The sequence below is a fragment of the Mesorhizobium sp. L2C084A000 genome (assembly GCF_000502875.1).
GTDB lineage: Bacteria > Pseudomonadota > Alphaproteobacteria > Rhizobiales > Rhizobiaceae > Mesorhizobium.
In genome coordinates this window covers 58,227-78,189 of the sequence record NZ_AYWX01000013.1, presented here as the reverse complement: position 1 = coordinate 78,189, position 19,963 = coordinate 58,227, and the positions used below count along the sequence as shown (strand labels likewise).

The following is a 19,963-nucleotide window of genomic DNA, read 5'->3' as shown; positions in this document are numbered from 1 at the left end:
GAAGGAGTATCATCTTGGCTGTCACCATCACCTCCCTCATTCTTTTCCTCATCGGCCTGGCACTCGGCGGCGGCGGCATCCGCCTGGCGATGCTGGGCGGCAGCTGGTACTATGTCATTGCCGGCCTTGCCTTCCTGATCGCCGCCTGGCTGCTCTACCGGCGCAGGTCCACCGCACTGTGGCTCTACGCGGTGATCGTGCTCGGCACGCTGGCCTGGGCGGTCTGGGAAACCGGCTTCGACTGGTGGGAACTCGGACCGCGCGGCGGCATCATCGTGCTTCTCGCTTTGTGGCTGCTGACGCCATGGGCGAGGCGGGGTCTTGCCGGCCCTGACGGGCGCGCACCGCTGATCCTTGCCGTGCTGGCATCACTGGCCGTCGCCGGTTATTCGATGACCTCAGATCCGAAGGACATTGCCGGCGAACTCGGCACCGACAAGGTGGTCGCCAACGCCAATCTCGGCAATGATGTGCCGGCCGGCGAGTGGCACTATTACGGCCGCACGCAGTTCGGCCAGCGCTATTCGCCGCTCGACCAGATCACACCGGACAATGTCGCCAAGCTGCAGCCTGCCTGGACCTACCAGACCGGCGATGTGAAGGGTCCCGACGATGTCGGCGAGACCACCTATCAGGTGACGCCGCTGAAGATCGGCGACACGCTCTACATCTGCACGCCGCATAATTTCGCCATCGCCATCGATGCCGCGAGCGGCAAGGAGAAATGGCGCTTCGATCCCAAGGTCAAGCTCGACAAGGACCGCCAGCACCAGACCTGCCGCGGCGTGGCCTATTACGCCGATGCCGCCGGCGCCGCCGGGCAGCCCTGTGCGACCCGCGTCTACCTGCCGACCTCGGATGCGCGGCTGATCGCGCTCGACGCCGCCAACGGGCAGGTCTGCCCGGCTTTTGCCGAGGGCGGCACGCTGAACCTTCTGACCAACATGCCCTATCCGAAGTCGGGCTATTACTACTCGACCTCGGCCCCGCTGATATCAGGCGGCAAGATCATCGTCGGCGGCGCGGTAAACGACAATTATTCGACGCAGGAGCCGTCCGGCGTCATCCGCGCCTACGACGCTGCCACCGGCGCGCTGGTGTGGAACTGGGATTCCGGCAATCCGGACCAGACGACGCCGCTGCCGGCCGGCCAGACCTATACCGCCAACTCGCCCAACATGTGGTCGACGCCGAGCGCCGACGAGAAGCTCGGCCTGCTCTACGTGCCGCTCGGCAACCAGACGCCGGACCAGCTCGGCGCCGGGCGCAGCGCCAATGTCGAGAAGTTCTCGTCGTCGATCACCGCGCTCGACCTCAACACCGGGCAGGTGCGCTGGGTGCGGCAGACCGTGCACCACGATCTCTGGGACATGGACGTACCGGCACAGCCGAGCCTGATCGACATCAGCAAACCCGACGGCACGGTGGTGCCGGCGCTGGTCGGGCCGACCAAGCAGGGCGACCTCTATGTGCTCGACCGCCGCACCGGCGAGCCGGTCATTGCGGTCAACGAAGTGCCGGCGCCCGGCGGCGCGATCGAAGGCGACCACACATCGCCGACGCAGCCGGTCTCCGATCTCACCTTCATGCCGAAGCCGCTCACCGGCGCCGACATGTGGGGCCTAACCATGTTCGACCAGTTGGCCTGCCGGATCGAATTCCAGGGCCTGCGCTATGAGGGGCGCTATACGCCGCCTTCCGTCCAGGGCTCGCTGATCTATCCCGGCAATTTCGGCACCTTCAACTGGGGTGGCGTCGCCGTCGATCCGGTCCGGCAGGTGCTGTTCGGCATGCCGACCTACCTGGCGTTCAAGTCGCAGTTGATCCCGCGCGATCAGGTGCCGCCGCCGGACGAAGGGCGCGGCAGCGAGCAGGGGCTGAACCGCAACGAGGGCGCGCCCTATGCGGTGGTGATGGGGCCGTTCCTGTCGCCGCTTGGCATCCCTTGCCAGGCGCCGCCCTGGGGCTATGTCGCCGGCGCCGATCTCAGGACCGGCAAGATCGCCTACAAGCACCGCAACGGCACCGTCTACGACATGACGCCGCTGCCGCTGCCGCTGAAAGTCGGGGTGCCGGGCATCGGCGGGCCGATGATCACCGCTGGTGGCGTCGCCTTCCTGGGGGCCGCGGTCGACGACTATCTGCGCGCCTACGACCTGACATCGGGCAAGCAGCTGTGGCAGGCGCGGCTGCCGGCCGGCGGGCAATCGACGCCGATGACCTATACGGTCGCCGACGGCCGCCAGTTCGTGGTCATCGTCGCCGGCGGCCACGGTTCAGTCGGCACCAAGCCTGGGGACTATGTGATGGCCTACGCGCTGCCGAAGTAGGGGCGACAGGGTAACGCGATCTTTCAGAGGTCGCGCCGCCCCTCATCTGTGCCGGTGTCTTTTCCCGTATAGTGACGGGGAAAAGTGCCCGACTGGGCGATGAGGGGCGGGAAATCTTCCGATCGGCCCGTTCTCGATCAGCCGATCCCCAGATGACCCTTCAGGCTGGGCACCGAGCCGAGCACCGTGTTGGTCAGGTCGGGGCCGGCGGCGGCTTCGGCCTGCTGGATCAGCGTCGCGCCGGCCTTCTGGATCTGCGCCATGTCGAGCCCGGATGCCTTGAGCGCGGCGACGCCGTTGATCAGCGCGCCGGCCTTCTCGCCGAGAACGCCGCCAAGCGCCCCCTGCAACGACGACAGAAAACCGCCACCGCCGGCCGGAGCGGCAGCCATGACGTCATATTGATGGGCGAGGTCGTCGGCGCCGGGGATCTTGGCGAAGAACGCCGAGACGCTTGTGCCTTCCGCCTCGTGTTCGAGCACCGAGAAAATGGTGCCGACGACTTTCTCCGTCGTCGTCTGGTCGAGGCCGGCCTTCTGCGAAACGGTGTTGACGATGTCCTGGACGTTCATAGCGTCACCTCAACCCTGGGTTTTCGCGTTGCGGTTCCGCTCAGTGCGGACCCTGATCAACGATGGTCTGCCTGCACTCGCAACCATCGAGCGCAGGGCCAAAGCGGCACTCGCCGCAAGGACGAGCGCGCTGGCGAGGATCGGGGAAGGCATGGTCATGGTCATCGCTTCCTTCTGGGTTTGACGTGTAGGCACGCGGTCAAGATACCGTCGATAGCCACCTTCCCTCACGATTGTGGCAGCGCCAGCAGGATTTATCGCCAATGACCAAAAAGTGATGACACGGCCGTGCATGGCACCGGCTTTACTGCCGGGACGCGGCCAGCGGCCTACGCCCTGAGGCAATCGGCGGCCGCGATGAGTGCTCGACTGGACCATGCCGGCTTGGTCCCTATGTAGCTGGCAATTAAAGCCCGAAGCAGAGGACCCGATCCATGACGAAACCCGACGCCAAGCCCGCCATCACCCAGGCGATGATCGACGCCTATGACGAATATACGCATCTGACGCTCGATCGCCGCCGGTTCATGGAGCAGTTGACCCGGCTTGCCGGATCGGGTGCGGCGGCCGCCGCGATCGCCCCGCTTCTGGCGGCAAATTCGGCGCAAGCGGCTGTTGTCGCCGACAACGATCCGCGGGTGAAGGGCGAGGACATCAGCTATCCCGGCGGCAGCGGCGAAATGAAGGGCTATCTGGTCAAGCCGGTGGACAAGGCGGGCAAGCTCGGCACGGTGATCGTCGTGCATGAGAACAGGGGGCTCAACCCGCATATCCGCGATGTGACGCGACGCGTGGCGCTGGAGGGGTTCGTGGCGCTGGCGCCGGATTTTCTGTCGCCGCTCGGCGGAACGCCAACCGATGAAGACAAGGCGCGCGACATGTTCGCCAAGCTCGATCCGGCGCAGACCATCGCCGACGGTGTTGCGACCGTCGCTTTCCTCAAGAGCGACAAGGACGGCAACGGCAAGGTCGGCGCCATCGGCTTCTGCTGGGGTGGCGGCACGGTCAACATGCTGGCCATCAACGCCCCCGATCTCAGTGCCGGCGTTGCCTATTACGGCATGCAGCCGAAGGCCGCCGATATGTCCAAGATCAAGGCGGCCTTGCTGCTGCACTATGGCGGACTGGACGAGCGCATCAATGCCGGCATCGACGCCTTCAAGAAGGAACTCGACGCGGCGCATGTCGAATACACGGTCTATGTCTATGAAGGCGCCAACCATGCCTTCAACAACGACACGTCGGCAGCGCGCTACGACAAGAAGGCGGCCGACCTGGCCTGGGGCAGAACGATCGCCTTCCTCAAGCAGAAACTGGCATAGGGGCGTCCGTCTAATCCGTGTTCGCCGGCTTGTGGAAGGCGACGCCGGCGGCCACAAGCGCAATGCCGAGGCAATCGGTAAAGCTTGGAATCTGGCGCAGCACGACGACGCCGATCAGCGTCGCGGTGACGGGCAGCAGCGACAGCATCAGCGCGAAGCTCGCGCGTGGCAGCCGCGACATGGCGAGCTGGTCGCAGATGTAGGGGATAACCGACGAGCAGATGCCGACGCCGATGGCGGCGAGCAGCAGCGGCGGCGAGAAAAAGGCCGGCAGCGCATCGGTGAAGCCGATCGGCAGCACGACCACGAAAGCGATCGCCATGGCGGCACCCAGGCCGGCAATGCCGCTGCCTGCGCCTGACGCGGCGACGCGGTGGCCGAGCACGATGTAGCCGACAAACAGCGCGCCGTTGAGGAAGGCCCAGAACAGCCCGATGGGATCATCGGACCATTTGACGTCGATGAGCAGCAAGGTGCCGGTCACCGCGACGGCAAGGGCGGCAAGATTGCGCGGGCTCCTGAGGCCGACCACCGCGACGCCGATGGTGCCGACGAATTCGATCGCCGCCACCAGCGAGATCGGTAGGCGGTCGAGCGCCAGGTAGAACGAACAGTTCATCACCGCCAGACAGGCGCCGAAGGCCAGCAACAGCAGCCTTGTCGAGAGATCGGCGCGGGCGAGGCTTCGCCATGGGCGGGTCAGGGGTGCGAAGATGAGTGCTGCCGTGGCGATACGCAGCCACGCCATGCCGAGCACGCCGACATGCGGGAAAAGCAGGACGGCGAATGCCGGCCCGAGATAGTGGAAGACGGCGCTGACGCCGAACCAGACATGCGGCGGCAGTTTTTCCGTCAGCCTGGCGAGGGTGGAGCTGGCAGGGACAGGGTCTGCCGCGAGAGCTTGCGTTTGATCGACCATCGGATCAGTATCGCAGGCGGATTTGCCCATTTATATGGGAGATGATTGGTTCTTCCGGCTATCTTTCTCCCGGAAGCAAGGAGTTTTCCATGAAACGCCTTCGAACTGAAAGTGCCGATCTCGATGTCGCGGATATGAAGATCCTGCGTCTGCTGGAGAAGGACGCGCGCACCAGCACGGCGGAGCTGGCACGCTCGGTTGGCCTGTCGGCGCCGAGCGTGGCAGAGCGCATCAAGCGGCTGCAGGAAAGCGGCGTCATCGAGGCCTATTCGGTCAGGATCAACCCGGCGGCACTCGGCCTGCCGATGTCGGCATGGCTGCGCATCCGTCCGGTGCCGGGACAACTGGCCGTTGTGGCCGAAATCATCCGCGAACTGCCGGAGATCGTGCAGTGCGACCGCGTAACCGGAGAGGATTGTTTCGTCGCGCTGGCGCATGTCGGCTCGGTGGCCGACCTCGAGCGGGTGATCGACCGCATCATTCCTTATGCGATGACCAATACGGCGATCATCCAGTCGTCGCCGGTGGTGGCGCGCTCGGCCCTGGCGGCGTTGAGGCGCCAGGCTTGACGTACAGGGAGAGGACCTATGCGTGGCCGCGCTTCATGCGCGCCTGCTTCAGGATGGCGCGCCAGCGGATCATGTCGAACGGGATCGGCTCGTTGTTGTTGGCGATGTGGAAGATCTCGTTGTTGACGTTCTTGAGCGAGCGCCAGAAATCATAGTCGGTGATGCGCGGATCGGCAGCCAGCCTGTCCACCTCGACCTTGATGTCGGTTTTCATGCACTTTCCTCGAACCGGCGCCGCGCCGCCCGTGTCGCTACCTCGATGCGGATCGTTTTCGACCGACCCGCTGAGTCGCGCAACGGCTCAAATGGCTTGTTCCCGTTAAAACCTTGGTAAGGTTAACGTGGGCGCCGCGCTGCTTCAAGCACTGCTGCCGGCCGATGGGAGGGTTCTGCGATTTTAGATTGCCGGTGTGGCTTTGAAGCCGGAAACGAGAAGTATCGGCTTCGCCCTATTTGCGTTTGATGCCGATCGAGCGGCCGGCCCGTTCCGGCATCGGCAGTGCCGAATGGGCGGCGCGCATGGCTTCGACCCTGGCCAGCACATCGGCGGGGAAGGGCGCCACCTTCGGCCCGGACATGTCGACATGCAGCGACAGCGATTCGGACGTCGCGGCCAGCCAGCCGTCGACATGGCGGATTTCCTGATAGGCCCGCAGCCGCTTGTCGTCGTGGTCGATGAGCTGGAATGAGACCGTGACCTTATGCTCGAGGTGCAGCTCCTGCACGTAGCAGACATGGACTTCGGCCGTGTAGATGGTGAGGCGACGATCCCTGGCATAGTTCGGTCCCATGCCCATTGCCTCGAAGGCATCGTCCGAGCAGCGGTCGAACAGCACGTTGTAATAGGCCATGTTGAGATGGCCGTTGTAGTCGATCCAGTCCTTCTCGATGTCCATGGGTTTTGAGACGAAGGGAGTGGGGATGGGCATCGAAACTTCCTTGTTCTGGTGCTGGACAGAGCGTGGCTCCGGAGACTACGCATCCATAGACGCATAACAAGCGTGGACGCTGGTCCATTCGCGGAGGAATTCATGGCTCTGAGCGACCTCAACCCGGTCGAACGCAACGAGGAGGGCATCGCCGCTGTGCTCGGCATCCTCAAGCAGCAGCTTGGCGAGCGATTCCAGACCGGCCAAGCCATCCGCTCGCAGCACGCGCACACCACCACCTATATTCCGACGCAGGCGCCGGACGGCGTCGCGTTTCCCGAGACGGCCGCCGAGGTGCAGGAGATCGTGCGGGCCTGTGCCGCGCACCGCGTGCCGGTGATCGCCTTCGGCGTCGGCTCCTCGCTGGAGGGTCACACCAACGCACCGGGCGGCGGCATATCGGTCGACACGTCGCGCATGAACCGCATCCTGGCGGTCAATCCGCAGGACCTCGACTGTACGGTCGAACCCGGCGTCACCCGCGAGGACCTTAATCGGCATCTGCGCGACACCGGCCTGTTCTTTCCGATCGATCCGGGCGCCAATGCCTCGCTCGGCGGCATGGCGGCGACGCGGGCGTCCGGCACCAATGCCGTGCGCTACGGCACGATGCGCGAGAACGTGCTGTCGCTGACCGCCGTGATGGCCGACGGCGAGACGGTGACGACCGGCAAGCGCGCGAAAAAGAGCTCGGCCGGCTATGATCTGACGCGGCTGCTGGTCGGCTCGGAAGGCACGCTCGGCATCATCACCTCGCTGACCTTGAAGCTGCAAGGCATCCCGCAGGCGATCTCTGGCGGCGTCTGCCCGTTTCCGAGCGTCGAGGCGGCCTGCAACGCGGTCATCGCGACGATCCAGATGGGCATCCCGGTGGCGCGCATCGAACTGGTCAACGCGCTGCAGATGCGGGCGATGAAGAACTATTCGAAGCTCGACTATCCCGAAAGCCCCTGCCTGTTCGTCGAGTTTCACGGCAGCGATGCCGGCGTTGCCGAACAGGCCGAGACCTTTGGCATGATCGCGGAAGAGAATGGCGGCGGGCCGTTCCTGTGGACCAGCGTCGCCGAGGAGCGCACCAAACTGTGGAAGGCCAGGCATGACGCCTACTGGTCGTCGCTGACGCTACGGCCAGGCGCCAAGGGGCTGTCGACCGATGTCTGCGTGCCGATCTCGCGCTTTGCCGAATGCGTCATGGAGACCGAAGCCGACATTGTCGAGATGGGCCTGATCGCGCCGATCGTCGGTCATGCGGGCGACGGCAATTTTCACGTTCTGGTGCTGATGGATGTGAATGATCCGAAGGAGATCGCACTGTCGGAAAAGTTCGTCGCGCGGCTCAACATGCGGGCGATCGCCATGGACGGCACCTGCACCGGCGAGCACGGCATCGGCCAGGGCAAGATCGGCTTCCTGCGCCATGAACTCGGCCACGGCGTCGACATCATGCGCACGATCAAGCAGGCGCTGGATCCGCTCGATATCATGAACCCGGGCAAGATATTGCCGGGCGCCGGGAAATAGAGGAATAGCCTCAAGCAGACACTGCTGCCGATCGACGTAGCCACTATGGCCCGCTGGCGCGCCGCGAAGCATCAGGCGGCCAAGGCCTCTTTCGAGGATTGGCAACATCTAAAAGATAACGGTGATCTAGGTAATAATCACACGAGGTGGCCGAGATGCAAAAAGAAACGCGAAAACGGAAGAAGCCAAAGACCACAACGGAGTCCGATGACTGCGTTGTTCATGATCATCCGGTTCCGCCGGAGGAAATCAGGCGATATAGCCCAGTTCGTGACGCGGATGCCGAACAAGATATCGCAAACTACGTCGCGGGTCAGGCGCAAGATGAAGCAGTGAAGCATGTTGAACGTGTGAAAAAGGAATATGTGCTGGGGGAAGCGTATGAAATTTGGGATGTCACCACAGATAAAAATCGTTGGTGGGTGATCACGAATCTGACGAATTTGTATTCGCAACGATATTTTCCAAGTCTCGACTACACACTTTCATTTCATATCGGATTGATGACGCGCCTTCGGAGCCGCGAGGGAAGGCCGGACCCCGATCATCCTAACCCGTTCGACGAAGTGCTACGCAGACAGGAGCAGGCATTCAGCCGCTTGGAAAGTGCCGTAGAGGCAGAGGATCTGCAAGCTGTAGGCATGCAATTGCGGGAATGCCTTCTCGCCCTCATTACCGCGGTGAAACGACGAGTTGATCTCACGGGCGTCGCGGAGCAACCTCAAGCGGCCAATTTCAAAGCCTGGAGTGAAGTGCTGGTGGGGCTCTTGTGTCCTGGCGGCAGCAACAAAGAGTTGAGAAGCTATTTGAAGGCTATGGCGGATGACACATGGACACTCGTGAATTGGCTGACCCATCACACGAACGCCACTGAAATGGCCGCATCAATCGCGGTACACGCCACCGATACTCTCGTTGGGCATTTCGTGCAGGTGGCCATGCGAGTTGGGGCAGGCGCAATCAGTCAGTGTCCGCAATGTTCCTCGCGAAATATCCGTTCCCATTTCGACATCCGGATCGAGCCGGATGGGGATTATTACAGTACATGCGGTTCTTGCGGTTGGAGCAACCATCCCGGAGGGCGAGAATAGCGCGCCCATGCCGCAGCCGAAACGGCGTTAAGAAAGATTGATGGGAAGGCGCCGCCCAAATTTAATTGATCTAGCGCGAGGCCTGCCTCTCCCGTGGACCCTCGACAAGAGCCTGCAGGATCGGGCGGGTTGGCGCGAAGAACGTTGTGCCGGTCTGCGGCGTCGAGAAATCGAGCAGGCGGTCGTAGGCGCCCGGCGGGTCGCCGATATACATGCGCTGCAGCATTTTTTCGATGACCCAAAGATATCTGGAATAGCCGATGAAGTAGGTCCCGAACTCGTTTTGTCCGGGCCTGCCGAACGGCATGTTGTCGCGCAATATGTCGTACTCGTTGCCATCGGCATCCTCGATGGTGGCCAGCGACTTGTGTGATTTGCGCGGCGCGTCGTCATCGTCGATTTCGATGTTGTCGATCTTGGTGCGGCCGATGATCGCTTCCTGCTCGGGCGTCGGAATGCGCGCCCAGGCCTGCATGTCGTGCAGATATTTCTGGACGACGACATAGCTGCCGCCAGCGAAGTCGGCGTCTTCATCGCCGACGAGCGCAGAGGCGGGCAAATCGAGGCCGGTCGGGTTGGCGGTGCCGTCGATGAAGCCGAGCAGGTCGCGCGCATCGAAATAGCGAAAGCCGGAAACCTCGTCGACGACGCTCACGCCGTCGCCGAGATTGTCGAGCAGAATGCGCTCGAACTCGAAGCACATGTCGGGGCGTTCGGAGCGGATGTGGAAGAGAAGATCGCCAGCGGTCGAGGGCGCCGAATGAACGGATCCCTTGATCGGCGCAAACGGTTTCAGTTCCAGCGGCCGCCGATCTGGAGAAAGACGATCCCAGAGATCGCGGCCGATGCCGGCAATGCACGAAAGCCGCCCGGAAAGATCGCGGAACCCGACGGTTTTGACGAGATCGTCGAGCCCACCAAGCACGGAGGCCACCTTGGCGAGCGCGGTCTGCTCGCCGGCGACGGTGACGACAAGAAAGACCGCCGAAAGCGACAGCGGAGCGTCGACGCTTTGCGCGTCGATCGGCACGCGATCCCAGTTCTTCCCAGACATCCGAATTCTCCGCTTCGCCGGGATTTGTTTCAGATCGCCCGAGATCACGCAACTGCGGATGAGACATCGCGCAACACTGGATGAATTGCCTCTTTATCGACACGCGGATGCGGGTAGAGTGCGGCAGAATTTCAATCAACCCATTCGGAGCTGATGCTCGCACGCCTGTTCGTGATCTTTGGTGGCCTGTTCGTGCTGGTGCTATGTGCGGCGCTGGTGGTGCCGTATTTTGTCGACTGGACAGGCTACCGCGCCCAATTCGAGCGCGAGGCGAGCGCCATTCTCGGCCGCAAGGTGACCGTGCAGGGCGACGCCACGGCAAGGTTGTTGCCGTTCCCCTCGGTGACCTTCTCGAATGTCGCTGTCGCCGGCGGCCCCAATGGCCAGCCGGCCATGACCGTCGAGACGTTTTCGATGGATGCGGAACTGGCGCCCTTCCTGCGTGGCGAAGTGCTGATCTTCGACATGCGGCTGGTGCGGCCGAAAGCGACCATCGACATCGCCAACAATGGCACGGTCGACTGGGCGATGCGGCCGTCCTCGCCCTTCGACCTCAACCAGATCTCGATCGAGAAGCTGACGGTGACGGAAGGGCAGATCGAACTGCGCCATGCCGCCGGCGGGCGCAGCCATCTGTTTTCCGAGATCAATTCAACTATCTCGGCCAAATCGCTGGCCGGGCCATGGCGCATGGACGGCACGCTGCGGCTGGACGGGTTGCGCACCGCGGTCACCGCGTCCACCGGCAAGGCTGAAGGCAACGGGCAGATGCGGCTGCGGCTGAAGGCCGATCCGGACGCCTATCCGCTGGTCATCGAAGCCGACGGCAATGCTGGCATTGTCAATGGCGCTGCCGTCTATTCCGGCCAATTCAAAATCTCCGGTGCGGACAAGAACAGCGCCGAGCTGCGCAGCACCGACGGTGAGACGGTGAAGGTTTCCGCCGGCAAGCCCGATCCGGGCTTTCGGCTGAACGGCAAGTTTTCGCTCGACCACCAGAAGTTGGGCGTCGACGAATTCCGCTTCGAGACCGGGCCGCTCGACAACCCCTACACCGCCGATGGCAAGGCTTCTGTCGATCTCGGGCTGAAACCGAGTTTCGCCATCGAGGCCAATGGCGCGCAGGTGCAGTTCGACGAGGCGGTGGGCGCCGAGGCCGGCGCCGGCCTGACGCTGGACCAGCGCATCGCGGCGTTTGAGCAGGCGCTGCTCGACATGCCGAAGCCGACTATCCCCGGCACCGTCGAGGTCAAGCTGCCGGCGGTGGTGGCCGGCGACACCACGGTGCGCGACGTGCATCTTTCCGCCGAGCCGGTCGATGGCGGCTGGTCGGTGAAATCGCTTGCCGCGACCTTGCCCGGCCGCACCACGCTGGAAGCCGATGGCATGCTCGTGCTCAATTTGGAGGGTCATTTCGGCTTCAACGGCTCGCTGCTGCTGGCCGTGGCGCAACCCTCCGGCTTTGCCGCCTGGCTGTCGAAGGATGTCGACGAGGCGATCCGCCGTCTGCCTGCCGCCGGCTTCAAGGCCAAGGTCGACCTCTCGCAGAAGCGCCAGGCCTTCAGCGATCTCGAATTGATCCTGGGTAAGGCGAGGTTTTCCGGCCGCATCGATTCCAGCCAGCCCGACGATGCCAAGCCCTCAGTGCTGATGCGTCTCGAAGGGGGCGACCTCGATGTCGACGGGCTGGCGGCCTTCGCCTCGATCTTCGTCAGCGACAAGGGCGCCAATCGCTTTGCCGACCGCGACCTCGATTTCCAGATCAAGGCAGGGCCGGTCAACGCTGGCGGATTGACCGCGGATACCGTCGACACGGCGCTCAGGCTGCGCGACGGGCTGCTCGAAATCGACCGGCTGTCGGTGGGCGGGCTGGCCGGCGCCTCGATCAGCGCCACCGGCAGGATCAAGGATTTCCCGGCGAGCCCGACCGGCAAGCTCGATGCGTCGGTGGTTGCCGTCGACCTGAAGCCGCTGGTCGACGTCGCCGCCCGGCACTATCCCGACAGTGCCGTGCTGAAAGGGCTGGCGAGCCGCGCCGCTGCCTATCCCGAGCTGTTCCAGGATGCGCGTGTCGACCTGGTGGCGAGTGCGGCCGACAATGGCGACGGCACCACCGGCCTGGCGGTGAGCGGACAAGGCAAGGCCGGCGGCTCGGCCTTTTCCGCATCGCTGTCGGGGAAGGGGGTGGTGGACAAGCTTCTCGAAGCGCCGGTGGCGCTTACCTTCAACGCCAAGAACCCTGACGCCACCACGCTGCTGGCCCTTTACGGCCTGCCGGCGCTGCCGCTCGGCATGCTGGGCGAGGCAAGCACCGACATTCAGGCCAAGGGAACGCTGGGTGGCGGCCTGGCGACGAATTTCAGCCTTGCCGGCAACGACTTCAAGGCTGGTTTCGAAGGCACGATCGCCGATACGCCGCAAGGCTTCGCCGCCAAGGGCAAGCTCAGCCTCGATGCCGCCGACATCGAGCCATGGCTGATGACGTCAGGCATCGGCCTGCCCGGCATGGGGGCGGGCATGTCGACGTCGCTCGCCGCGCAGGGCGACTATGGCAACGGTCTGCTGGTGCTGGACGAACTCAGCGGCGCCATCAACGAAGCGGCGGTGTCCGGCGACGTCAATATCGATGTAAAGAACGGCGTGCCGCATCTGGCTGGGGCGCTGGCGCTCGACGAACTCGACCTCGATCCCATGGCGGTGGCGCTGTTCGGCGATTCCGCCTTTCTTGCCGACAAGGAAGAAACCAACAAGGGTCGCGCGTGGCCGGCCACACCGTTCAGCCAGAAATCCAGCCTGCCTTTCACCGCCGACCTCGACCTGACCACGGCAGCACTTGCCGCCGGGCGGTTCGCCACCGCGTACGATGCCGCCTTTTCGCTCAAGCTCGACCAGGAAGGCATCCGCGTTTCGGATCTCAAGGCGAAATTGCTTGGCGGGGCGCTCAGCGGCCTGTTCGAGCTGAAGAACAATGACGGCACCGGGCTGTTCACTGGTCAGATGAAACTGGCGGGCGCCGATCTGGCGACCGTGCTGCCGGATGCCGGCATCAGCGGCATCGGCGACTTCTCGACAGCGCTGTCAAGCAGCGGCAAATCGGTCGAAGGGATGGTGGCCGCCTTATCAGGCTCCGGCACTGCGGCGTTGAAGGGCGTGAAAGTTGCTGGCGTCAATCCAGATGCGTTCAGTGCGTTCCTCGTCAAGGCGGATGCGATCGGGCGTGACATCGATGCGGCCAAGACTGCCGGCTTCGCGCCTGACATCGCCGCTGATGGCAGTCTAGCCGCCAAGGACACCGACATAGCCTTCACGGTTGCCGGCGGCACGCTGCGGGCGCCGCCGGTCAGCCTGGAAAATCCGGCGGCGACCTTGTCCGCCGACGTCACGGCGGATCTCAACGCGGTCACGGTGTCGGCCAAGGGTGCGATCACCTATCGGCCGGGCGACGAGGCGCTGGTCGGCTCCGAGCCGGTCTTGAATTTCACCGCCGAGGGGCCGTTCGGCGCGGTAAAACGAGCATTCGACAGTGAGCCGCTGGCGCAGTTCCTGACCCAACGCGCGCTGGAAAAGGAACAGCAGCGCGTCGAGGCGATGCAGGCCGCGCTGCTCGAAAAGCAGCGGCTTCGGCGCGAGGTCCGCTACTACGCGGCGCTGCAGGATGCTCGCGACAAGGCGGCCGAAGAACTGCGCAAGCAGCAGGAAGCGGCGCGGCTGAAAGCCGAGGCGGACGCCAAGGCAAAGGCGGAAGCGGATGCCCAGGCCAAGGCTGAGGCGGACGCAAAGGCCAAGGCCGATGCCGATGCGAAGGCGGCTGCCGAAAAGCAGGCCGCCGACGAGGCGGCCAAAGCGCAGGCCGAGCAGGAGCGGCAGAAGGCGGAAGAGGCGGTGCGCATCGCGGCGCAGGAAAAGGCAAGGCTCGAGGCCGAGCGCAAGGCCGCGCAGCAGGCTCCCAAGGTGGAGCGTGCCCCGCTGCCGCAGGCCAATGACAATCCGCCGCCGGCCAAGCCGAAGTCCAATCCGTTCACGATCGACAATCTGCTGAAGTCGCTGCAGTAGTAGTTGACGGCGGTTACCCACGGTCCCGATCGAGCAGACGTCGCAGCATAGGTTCGATGCGTGACAGCTCGTCGAGATGCGCCGCCGACAGCTCGGCCAGACAATCGTCGGCGCGCTCGGTCAGTTGCAGTAGCACGCGACGGTGGTCGTCCTTGTCCTGATCCCTTGTGACCAGCCCCGCCTCGCCGAGGCGGTTGACCAGTTCGACGGCGCTGTGGTGGCGGATACGCAGGCGTTCCGCGAGATCGCCAACCGTCACCGGGCCGCCGCCGGGGAATCCCTTGATCGCCAGCAGCGCCTGATGCTGGCGCGGGGTCAGGCCGGCGTCTTCCGCCTGGACCTGGCTGAATTCGAGGAAGCGGCGGATCAGGTAGCGAAACTCCGATAGCCGCTGGTAATCGGCTTGGCTGATGGCGGGGCGTGATTTTTGTGGCTGCGACATATCAGACATGTGTTCGTTTTCCGGCGAAAGCTCAAACGGATTTCGGGCGAAACCGGCTTGAATATTTATATCGTGTTACGATACATAACCACCAACAAGCCCGGCTGGCCGCTTCGACCGTGCCGCATCTCAGACATACGGCGCGCCGCCAGGAAGCAAACTGCCATGAAGACCCCTCACTCGAACCCGGAACATCTGCGCGATTTCACCACGGATGCCAGGGTGCTGTTCGTCGCCGCCATTGCCGTGGTGGTGGCGACAGCTGGACTGGTTGCCGGCATCGCGCTTTTGAAGCTGATCCGGCTGGCCACCAACATCGCCTATTTTGGCCAGTTCACGCTCGCCGATCTGAAGCTCGAGGACACGCCGCTTGGCTATGCCTCCGTCATCGTCCCGGTGATCGGCGCGCTGATCATCGGCCTGATGGCGCGCTTCGGCAGCGAGAAGATCCGCGGTCACGGCATTCCCGAAGCCATAGAGGCGATCCTGCTCGGGCGTTCCAGACTCGACGCCAAGGTGGCGATCCTGAAGCCGCTGTCGTCGGCGATCTCGATCGGCTCCGGCGGACCGTTCGGCGCCGAGGGCCCGATCATCATGACCGGCGGCGCGATCGGTTCGCTGATCGCGCAGATGCTGCCGGTCAGCGACAACGAACGCAAGACGCTGCTGGTGGCCGGTGCTGCGGCGGGCATGACCACGGTGTTCGGAACCCCGATCGCCGCCATCATGCTTGCGGTCGAACTGCTGCTTTTCGAATGGACCCCGCGCAGCTTCATTCCGGTGGCGGTCGCGGCTGTTATCGCCGAGGTGGAGCGCACCATGCTGCATCTGCCCGGACCGATCTTTCCGTTTCAGGGCGGCATGGAGGTGTCCTTTGTCGGCCTTGCCGGCTGGGTGGCGATCGGCGTTTGTGCAGGACTTTTGTCGGGGCTGCTGACGCAGATGGTCTATGCCTGCGAGGACGGTTTTCAGAAGCTGCCGATCCACTGGATGTGGTGGCCGATGCTTGGCGGACTGGTGGTCGGCATCGGCGGGCTGATCGAGCCGCACGCGCTCGGCGTCGGCTATGACAACATCACTGACATGCTGGACGGCCGCACCGTCGCGACGGCAGCACTCCTCCTGCTGGTGGTGAAGGCGATCATCTGGTCGGTAGCGCTCGGCTCGGGAACGTCGGGAGGTGTGCTGGCGCCGCTGTTGATCATGGGCGGGGCCATGGGCGCTGTGCTCGCCGGCGTTCTGCCTGCCGCGGATCCGGGTTTCTGGGCGCTGCTGGCGATGGCCGCCACGATGGGCGGCACGATGCGTGCGCCGCTGACCGCCACGTTCTTCGCCGTCGAACTGACCGGCAACACGCATATGCTGGTGCCGCTGATTGCTGCCTGCGCTGCGGCGCACGCCGTCACCGTGCTTCTGATGAAGCGATCGATCCTGACCGAAAAGATCGCCAGAAGGGGACATCATCTGGTTCGCGAATACCGCGTCGACCCTTTCGCCCTGACCAGGGTGCGCGAGGTGATGACGTCACAAGTCGAAAGCGTGCCGGCGACGATGACGCTGCATGGCGCGGCAGCGTTCCTGACAGCGCCGGAAACACGGCATCCGAGTTTCCCGGTGGTCGATGAGCGCGGCCATGTGCTGGGCCTCATCGATCCGCCGGCGATATTGCGCTGGAGACGCGCCGGCACGCACCGCACCACCACGCTTGGCGAACTGCTGGCCGGCAGCAAGGTGACGCTGGCCTATCCGGACGAATATCTCGAAGGCCTCTCCGACAAACTGCTGCTGGCCAACGTCTCTCATCTGCCCGTCGTCACTCGCGAAGGCTCGTTGCTGGTCGGCTATGTCGGCTGGAAGGATTTGATGCGCGTGCGGTCCAGGAAACAGGCCGAGGAGCGCGAGCGTTCGACCTTGCTTGGCTTCGGCACCAGACACACGAAAAAGAACGACGCCGTCGAAAGCCTTTAGATTCTCTCTGCGTGCTTCGCCCATTCCAGCACATAGAGTCTCAACGCCGAGGACAGGTTGGTGTCGCGGGGCCGCGTCTCGTCGACTTCGGCGACAAGAGCAGCGAGCGTCAGCTTTCTGGTCGCCGCGACCGCGACGAGGTCGTCATAGAAGGGCTTTTCAAGCGAGTAGCTGGTGCGGTGGCCGCGAATGGTCACCGAACGCTTTTCGACCGGGCTCATTGGCGGTCGGGGTCGCCGGGCTTTTCACGACGATGCCCGGCAACGAATTTTTCGCTCTTGTCGGCGACGATACGGTCGCGTTCTTTTTCGGCTTTTGAGCGGCCGTGCAGCGCGCGATTCTGTTCGGCGGCGCGCAGCTTTTCGTCCCGCGCCTTTTGCTTGCGGGCTTGGCGGAGATTGACGATTTCGGCCATGCCGCCGGTCTATTTCTTGCGGAAGGCGTCGAGCGAGACCACTTCGGCGCCCTTGGTGGCGGCGTCCGCGGCCGCGGGCTTCTTCTCCGCCTCGGCGGCGGCCTTCTTCTCGGCCTTCGGCTTTTTCTCGGAGACGATGGTCAACGGCTCCGGAGTTGGCGCAGCCGGTTCGTCGGTTGCCGCGCCATCCGTCTTGACGTCGAATTCGAGTTCGAAATTAACCGAGGGATCATAGAAGCCGCGCACGGCCGAGAACGGGATTTCGAGTTTTTCCGGAACATCGGAGAAGGACAGGCCGACCTCGAAGCCGGTATCGGTCACCTTCAGGTCCCAATACTGGAACTGAATGACGATGGTCATCTGCTCGGGATAGCGCTCGCGCAGCCGCGAAGACACGCGTACGCCCGGCGCGCCGGTCAGGAAGGTGATGAAGAAGTGGTGGTTGCCGGGGAGGCCGGTGCGCGCGACCTCGGCCAGGACCTTGCGCATGACGCCGCGCAACGCCTCCTGGGCCAGAATGTCGTAGCGGATGTGGTCGTCGGCCATGTGGCGGTCGGGTTCCGTTGAATCGTCCGCATAGCTGTAATCAAGCTTTAGGGCGGCGTAAACCGCATATAGATCACCCTTGCGCGGAAGCGAAGACTATTGCCAGCGATTTGATCGCTCAGGCGCTGGCGAGCGCGCTTTGCTTTTCGGACGATGCCGCGGACCGGCGCTTGCCGAAGGCGCGCAGGAATGTGCGCACGCCATTGGTCGCGGATTGCAGCACCTCGTCCTCGCGCGGCGAGCCGCCAAGCATGAAGGTGGTCTGCAGTTCGGCATTGACGAGGCCAAGGAACTGGCGTGCCGCCACATCCGGGTCCTCGATCGTGAGATAGCCGCCATAGGCGAGGCGGGCGAAGCGGGCGGCGATTGCCGGCCATGTTCTGCCCGGTCCCTGTTCGCGCCATTCGGCAAACAGTTCGGGATAGCGCTCGCCTTCGGTCTGGATCAGCTTGCGCAGGAATTTTCCGTCGCGGTTGCAGATGCAATTCTGGTTCAAGCGCACGGCAAAGCCGATCAGATCGGCTTCGAGATCCTTGGGCTGGTCGGGGAAGGTGGCAATGGTGGCGAAGATGCCGGCATTGCAGCGTTCGGTGAGGTCGCGGACCACGGCGACGAACAGTTTCTCCTTGTCGCCATGATGGTTGTAGATCGTCTGGCGCGAAACGCCGGCTTCGGCCGCGATCAGATCGATGTTGGCGCCGGCGAAACCTTCGCGGCAAAACACGGCAGCCGCGGAATCGACGATCGAGAGGCGCTTGGCCTCATGGCCGCGTGGCGGGAAAATGTCAGGAGAAACGTGCAGCTTCATAAAAAACTATATAGAGGTGATTGACGATTTAGACAAGAGTGTCTAAATTTGTGGACACAAGATAAAGAGATTTTCACTCGACGAGACGAATAGAATTCGCTCTTGGAGTGTCGGAATTTCATGGGATGGAACGTCCTAGGTTAGACGTCGCCCCGCGGCGGCAACCAGATTTGAAAGAAGCCTTTATCATGAGTCCCAAATTCCTCCGCATCGCGGTCGTGCTCGGCTTGTTGTCCGCCATCGGCCCGTTCGCCATCGACATGTATCTGCCCGCGCTGCCGTCGATCGGCGCCGATCTGCATGCGAGCACCGCTGCCGTGCAGATGAGCCTGTTGATCTTCTTCCTGTCGATGGGTTTTGGCCAGATCGTCGTCGGGCCGATCTCCGACATGGTCGGCCGCAAGCTGCCGCTCTATGGCGGCCTTGCGCTGTTCATGGTCGGCGGCATCGGTTCGGCAATGGCGCCGACCATCGAATGGCTGATCGCTTTCCGCTTCCTGCAAGGGCTTGGCGCCAGCGCCGGCATGGCTGTTCCGCGCGCCATCGTGCGCGACCTGCATACTGGCAATGAGGCCGCCAAGCTGATGTCCTTGCTGATGCTGGTGTTCTCGGTGTCGCCGATCCTGGCGCCGCTGACCGGCAGCGTGATCATCGAGAGTTTCGGCTGGCGCGCCGTGTTCTGGACAGTGACGGGCGCGGCTCTGCTGGCCACCATCCTTCTGGCGACTTCGCTCAAGGAGACGCGACCGGTGGAAGATCGCGCCGGGTCCTCGTTCGGCACCGCGCTGTCGGCCTACCGCTTCCTGATGGGTGATCGCAACTTCCTCGGTCTGACGGCGATCGCCGGCTTCGGCATTGCCAGCTTCTTCGTCTATCTGTCGAGTTCGTCGTTCATCCTGATCGACCATTACGGGCTGTCGCCTTCGGTCTACAGCGTGTTCTTCTCGATCAACGCGGTGGCCTTCATCGGCATGTCGCAGATGACGGGGCTGCTGGCCGAGCGCTTCGGCCTGAGGCGCGTGGTGCGCGTCGCGGTGACCGGCTATGCGACGACGATGGTGGTGCTGTTCGCGGTAATGGCGACAGGCATCGACCGGCTCGACGTGATGGCGGCGCTGCTGTTCGTCGGCTACGGCTTCCTCGGCCTGGTCATCCCGACCACCTCGGTGCTGGCCATGGAAGAACATGGCGAGATCGCCGGCACCGCTTCAGCGCTGATGGGCACGCTGCATTTCGCCATCGGCGCACTCGCCATGGGTGTTGCCGGCGTGTTCTTCGACGGTACGCCGCTGCCGATGGTGGCCGGCATCACGCTGTGTGCGGTGATTTCCTTCACGCTGGCCAAGATCACGCTCGGCCGCTCGCGCGAGGTTGCCGAGGCACCGGCGGAATAAGCAACCAAACAAATGAAAAAGGCCGGGTTC

General features: G+C 63.6%; 18 protein-coding genes. 8 read left to right on the top strand and 10 right to left on the bottom strand.

The genetic code is table 11. From position 1 onward, the window contains the following. Window positions 1-14 precede the first annotated feature (14 nt). Window positions 15-2,330: a glucose/quinate/shikimate family membrane-bound PQQ-dependent dehydrogenase gene (locus X735_RS142100; protein WP_023813107.1), complete on the top strand. Its 2,316-nt coding sequence runs from the start codon at window positions 15-17 to the stop codon at window positions 2,328-2,330. A 137-nt stretch (window positions 2,331-2,467) separates the two neighbouring features. Here the strand turns inward: X735_RS142100 and X735_RS142105 are convergent, their stop codons facing one another. Then, entirely contained in the window at window positions 2,468-2,902 is a 435-nt protein-coding gene (locus X735_RS142105) for a hypothetical protein (protein WP_023813106.1), read from the bottom strand. 434 nt (window positions 2,903-3,336) lie between these two features. Between X735_RS142105 and X735_RS142110 the strand changes: the two genes are divergently transcribed. Next, window positions 3,337-4,224 carry a dienelactone hydrolase family protein gene (locus tag X735_RS142110; protein WP_023813104.1) on the top strand — a complete coding sequence of 296 codons (888 nt, stop codon included), beginning with the start codon at window positions 3,337-3,339 and terminating at the stop codon, window positions 4,222-4,224. A 10-nt stretch (window positions 4,225-4,234) separates the two neighbouring features. Here X735_RS142110 and X735_RS142115 read toward each other — a convergent pair whose 3' ends face one another. Beyond that, window positions 4,235-5,143, bottom strand: coding sequence for a DMT family transporter (locus X735_RS142115; RefSeq protein WP_023813103.1), 909 nt, complete (start codon window positions 5,141-5,143; stop codon window positions 4,235-4,237). 89 nt (window positions 5,144-5,232) lie between these two features. Here X735_RS142115 and X735_RS142120 point away from each other — a divergent pair, with 89 nt between their 5' ends. Continuing rightward, complete coding sequence (locus X735_RS142120; RefSeq protein WP_023813102.1) at window positions 5,233-5,712, top strand: Lrp/AsnC family transcriptional regulator; 480 nt, start codon at window positions 5,233-5,235, stop codon at window positions 5,710-5,712. A 16-nt stretch (window positions 5,713-5,728) separates the two neighbouring features. Here the strand turns inward: X735_RS142120 and X735_RS142125 are convergent, their stop codons facing one another. Together X735_RS142125 and X735_RS142130 are read right to left on the bottom strand one after the other, a co-directional pair. Beyond that, window positions 5,729-5,926, bottom strand: coding sequence for a hypothetical protein (locus X735_RS142125; RefSeq protein ID WP_013531006.1), 198 nt, complete (start codon window positions 5,924-5,926; stop codon window positions 5,729-5,731). A gap of 235 nt (window positions 5,927-6,161) precedes the next feature. Next, window positions 6,162-6,641 (bottom strand): thioesterase family protein, encoded by a 480-nt coding sequence (locus X735_RS142130; protein ID WP_023813101.1) that lies wholly within the window; start codon window positions 6,639-6,641, stop codon window positions 6,162-6,164. A 102-nt stretch (window positions 6,642-6,743) separates the two neighbouring features. Between X735_RS142130 and X735_RS142135 the strand changes: the two genes are divergently transcribed. Both X735_RS142135 and X735_RS1000000168000 read left to right on the top strand, forming a co-directional pair. Then, the gene (locus X735_RS142135; protein WP_023813100.1) at window positions 6,744-8,162 is read left to right on the top strand and encodes an FAD-linked oxidase C-terminal domain-containing protein; all 1,419 of its coding nucleotides are present in this window, start codon (window positions 6,744-6,746) and stop codon (window positions 8,160-8,162) included. A 155-nt stretch (window positions 8,163-8,317) separates the two neighbouring features. Then, the gene (locus X735_RS1000000168000) at window positions 8,318-9,253 is read left to right on the top strand and encodes a hypothetical protein (protein ID WP_023813099.1); all 936 of its coding nucleotides are present in this window, start codon (window positions 8,318-8,320) and stop codon (window positions 9,251-9,253) included. A 70-nt stretch (window positions 9,254-9,323) separates the two neighbouring features. Here X735_RS1000000168000 and X735_RS142140 read toward each other — a convergent pair whose 3' ends face one another. Then, on the bottom strand, window positions 9,324-10,307 hold the full coding sequence (locus tag X735_RS142140) for a Dyp-type peroxidase (RefSeq protein WP_023813098.1): 984 nt from the start codon (window positions 10,305-10,307) through the stop codon (window positions 9,324-9,326). A gap of 153 nt (window positions 10,308-10,460) precedes the next feature. Between X735_RS142140 and X735_RS142145 the strand changes: the two genes are divergently transcribed. Next, window positions 10,461-14,360: an AsmA family protein gene (locus tag X735_RS142145; RefSeq protein ID WP_023813097.1), complete on the top strand. Its 3,900-nt coding sequence runs from the start codon at window positions 10,461-10,463 to the stop codon at window positions 14,358-14,360. A 13-nt stretch (window positions 14,361-14,373) separates the two neighbouring features. On the opposite strand, the gene X735_RS142150 is transcribed toward X735_RS142145, so the two are convergent. Then, entirely contained in the window at window positions 14,374-14,811 is a 438-nt protein-coding gene (locus tag X735_RS142150; RefSeq protein WP_023813096.1) for a helix-turn-helix domain-containing protein, read from the bottom strand. Window positions 14,812-14,967: 156 nt separating this feature from the next. Here X735_RS142150 and X735_RS142155 point away from each other — a divergent pair, with 156 nt between their 5' ends. Beyond that, the gene (locus tag X735_RS142155) at window positions 14,968-16,770 is read left to right on the top strand and encodes a chloride channel protein (RefSeq protein ID WP_023813095.1); all 1,803 of its coding nucleotides are present in this window, start codon (window positions 14,968-14,970) and stop codon (window positions 16,768-16,770) included. Here the strand turns inward: X735_RS142155 and X735_RS142160 are convergent. From X735_RS142160 to X735_RS142175, 4 genes are all read right to left on the bottom strand, one after another. Next, on the bottom strand, window positions 16,767-16,991 hold the full coding sequence (locus tag X735_RS142160) for a ribbon-helix-helix domain-containing protein (protein ID WP_023813094.1): 225 nt from the start codon (window positions 16,989-16,991) through the stop codon (window positions 16,767-16,769). The genes X735_RS142155 and X735_RS142160 overlap by 4 nt on opposite strands. Then, window positions 16,988-17,185, bottom strand: coding sequence for a DUF4169 family protein (locus tag X735_RS142165; RefSeq protein ID WP_023813093.1), 198 nt, complete (start codon window positions 17,183-17,185; stop codon window positions 16,988-16,990). The genes X735_RS142160 and X735_RS142165 overlap by 4 nt, the downstream gene beginning before the upstream one ends. 9 nt (window positions 17,186-17,194) lie before the next feature. After that, window positions 17,195-17,731: an SspB family protein gene (locus tag X735_RS142170; protein ID WP_023813092.1), complete on the bottom strand. Its 537-nt coding sequence runs from the start codon at window positions 17,729-17,731 to the stop codon at window positions 17,195-17,197. Between the two features lie 118 nt (window positions 17,732-17,849). Next, window positions 17,850-18,539, bottom strand: coding sequence for a TetR/AcrR family transcriptional regulator (locus X735_RS142175; RefSeq protein ID WP_023813091.1), 690 nt, complete (start codon window positions 18,537-18,539; stop codon window positions 17,850-17,852). 188 nt (window positions 18,540-18,727) lie between these two features. Here X735_RS142175 and X735_RS142180 point away from each other — a divergent pair, with 188 nt between their 5' ends. Further along, the gene (locus tag X735_RS142180) at window positions 18,728-19,933 is read left to right on the top strand and encodes a multidrug effflux MFS transporter (RefSeq protein WP_023813090.1); all 1,206 of its coding nucleotides are present in this window, start codon (window positions 18,728-18,730) and stop codon (window positions 19,931-19,933) included. Window positions 19,934-19,963 lie beyond the last annotated feature (30 nt).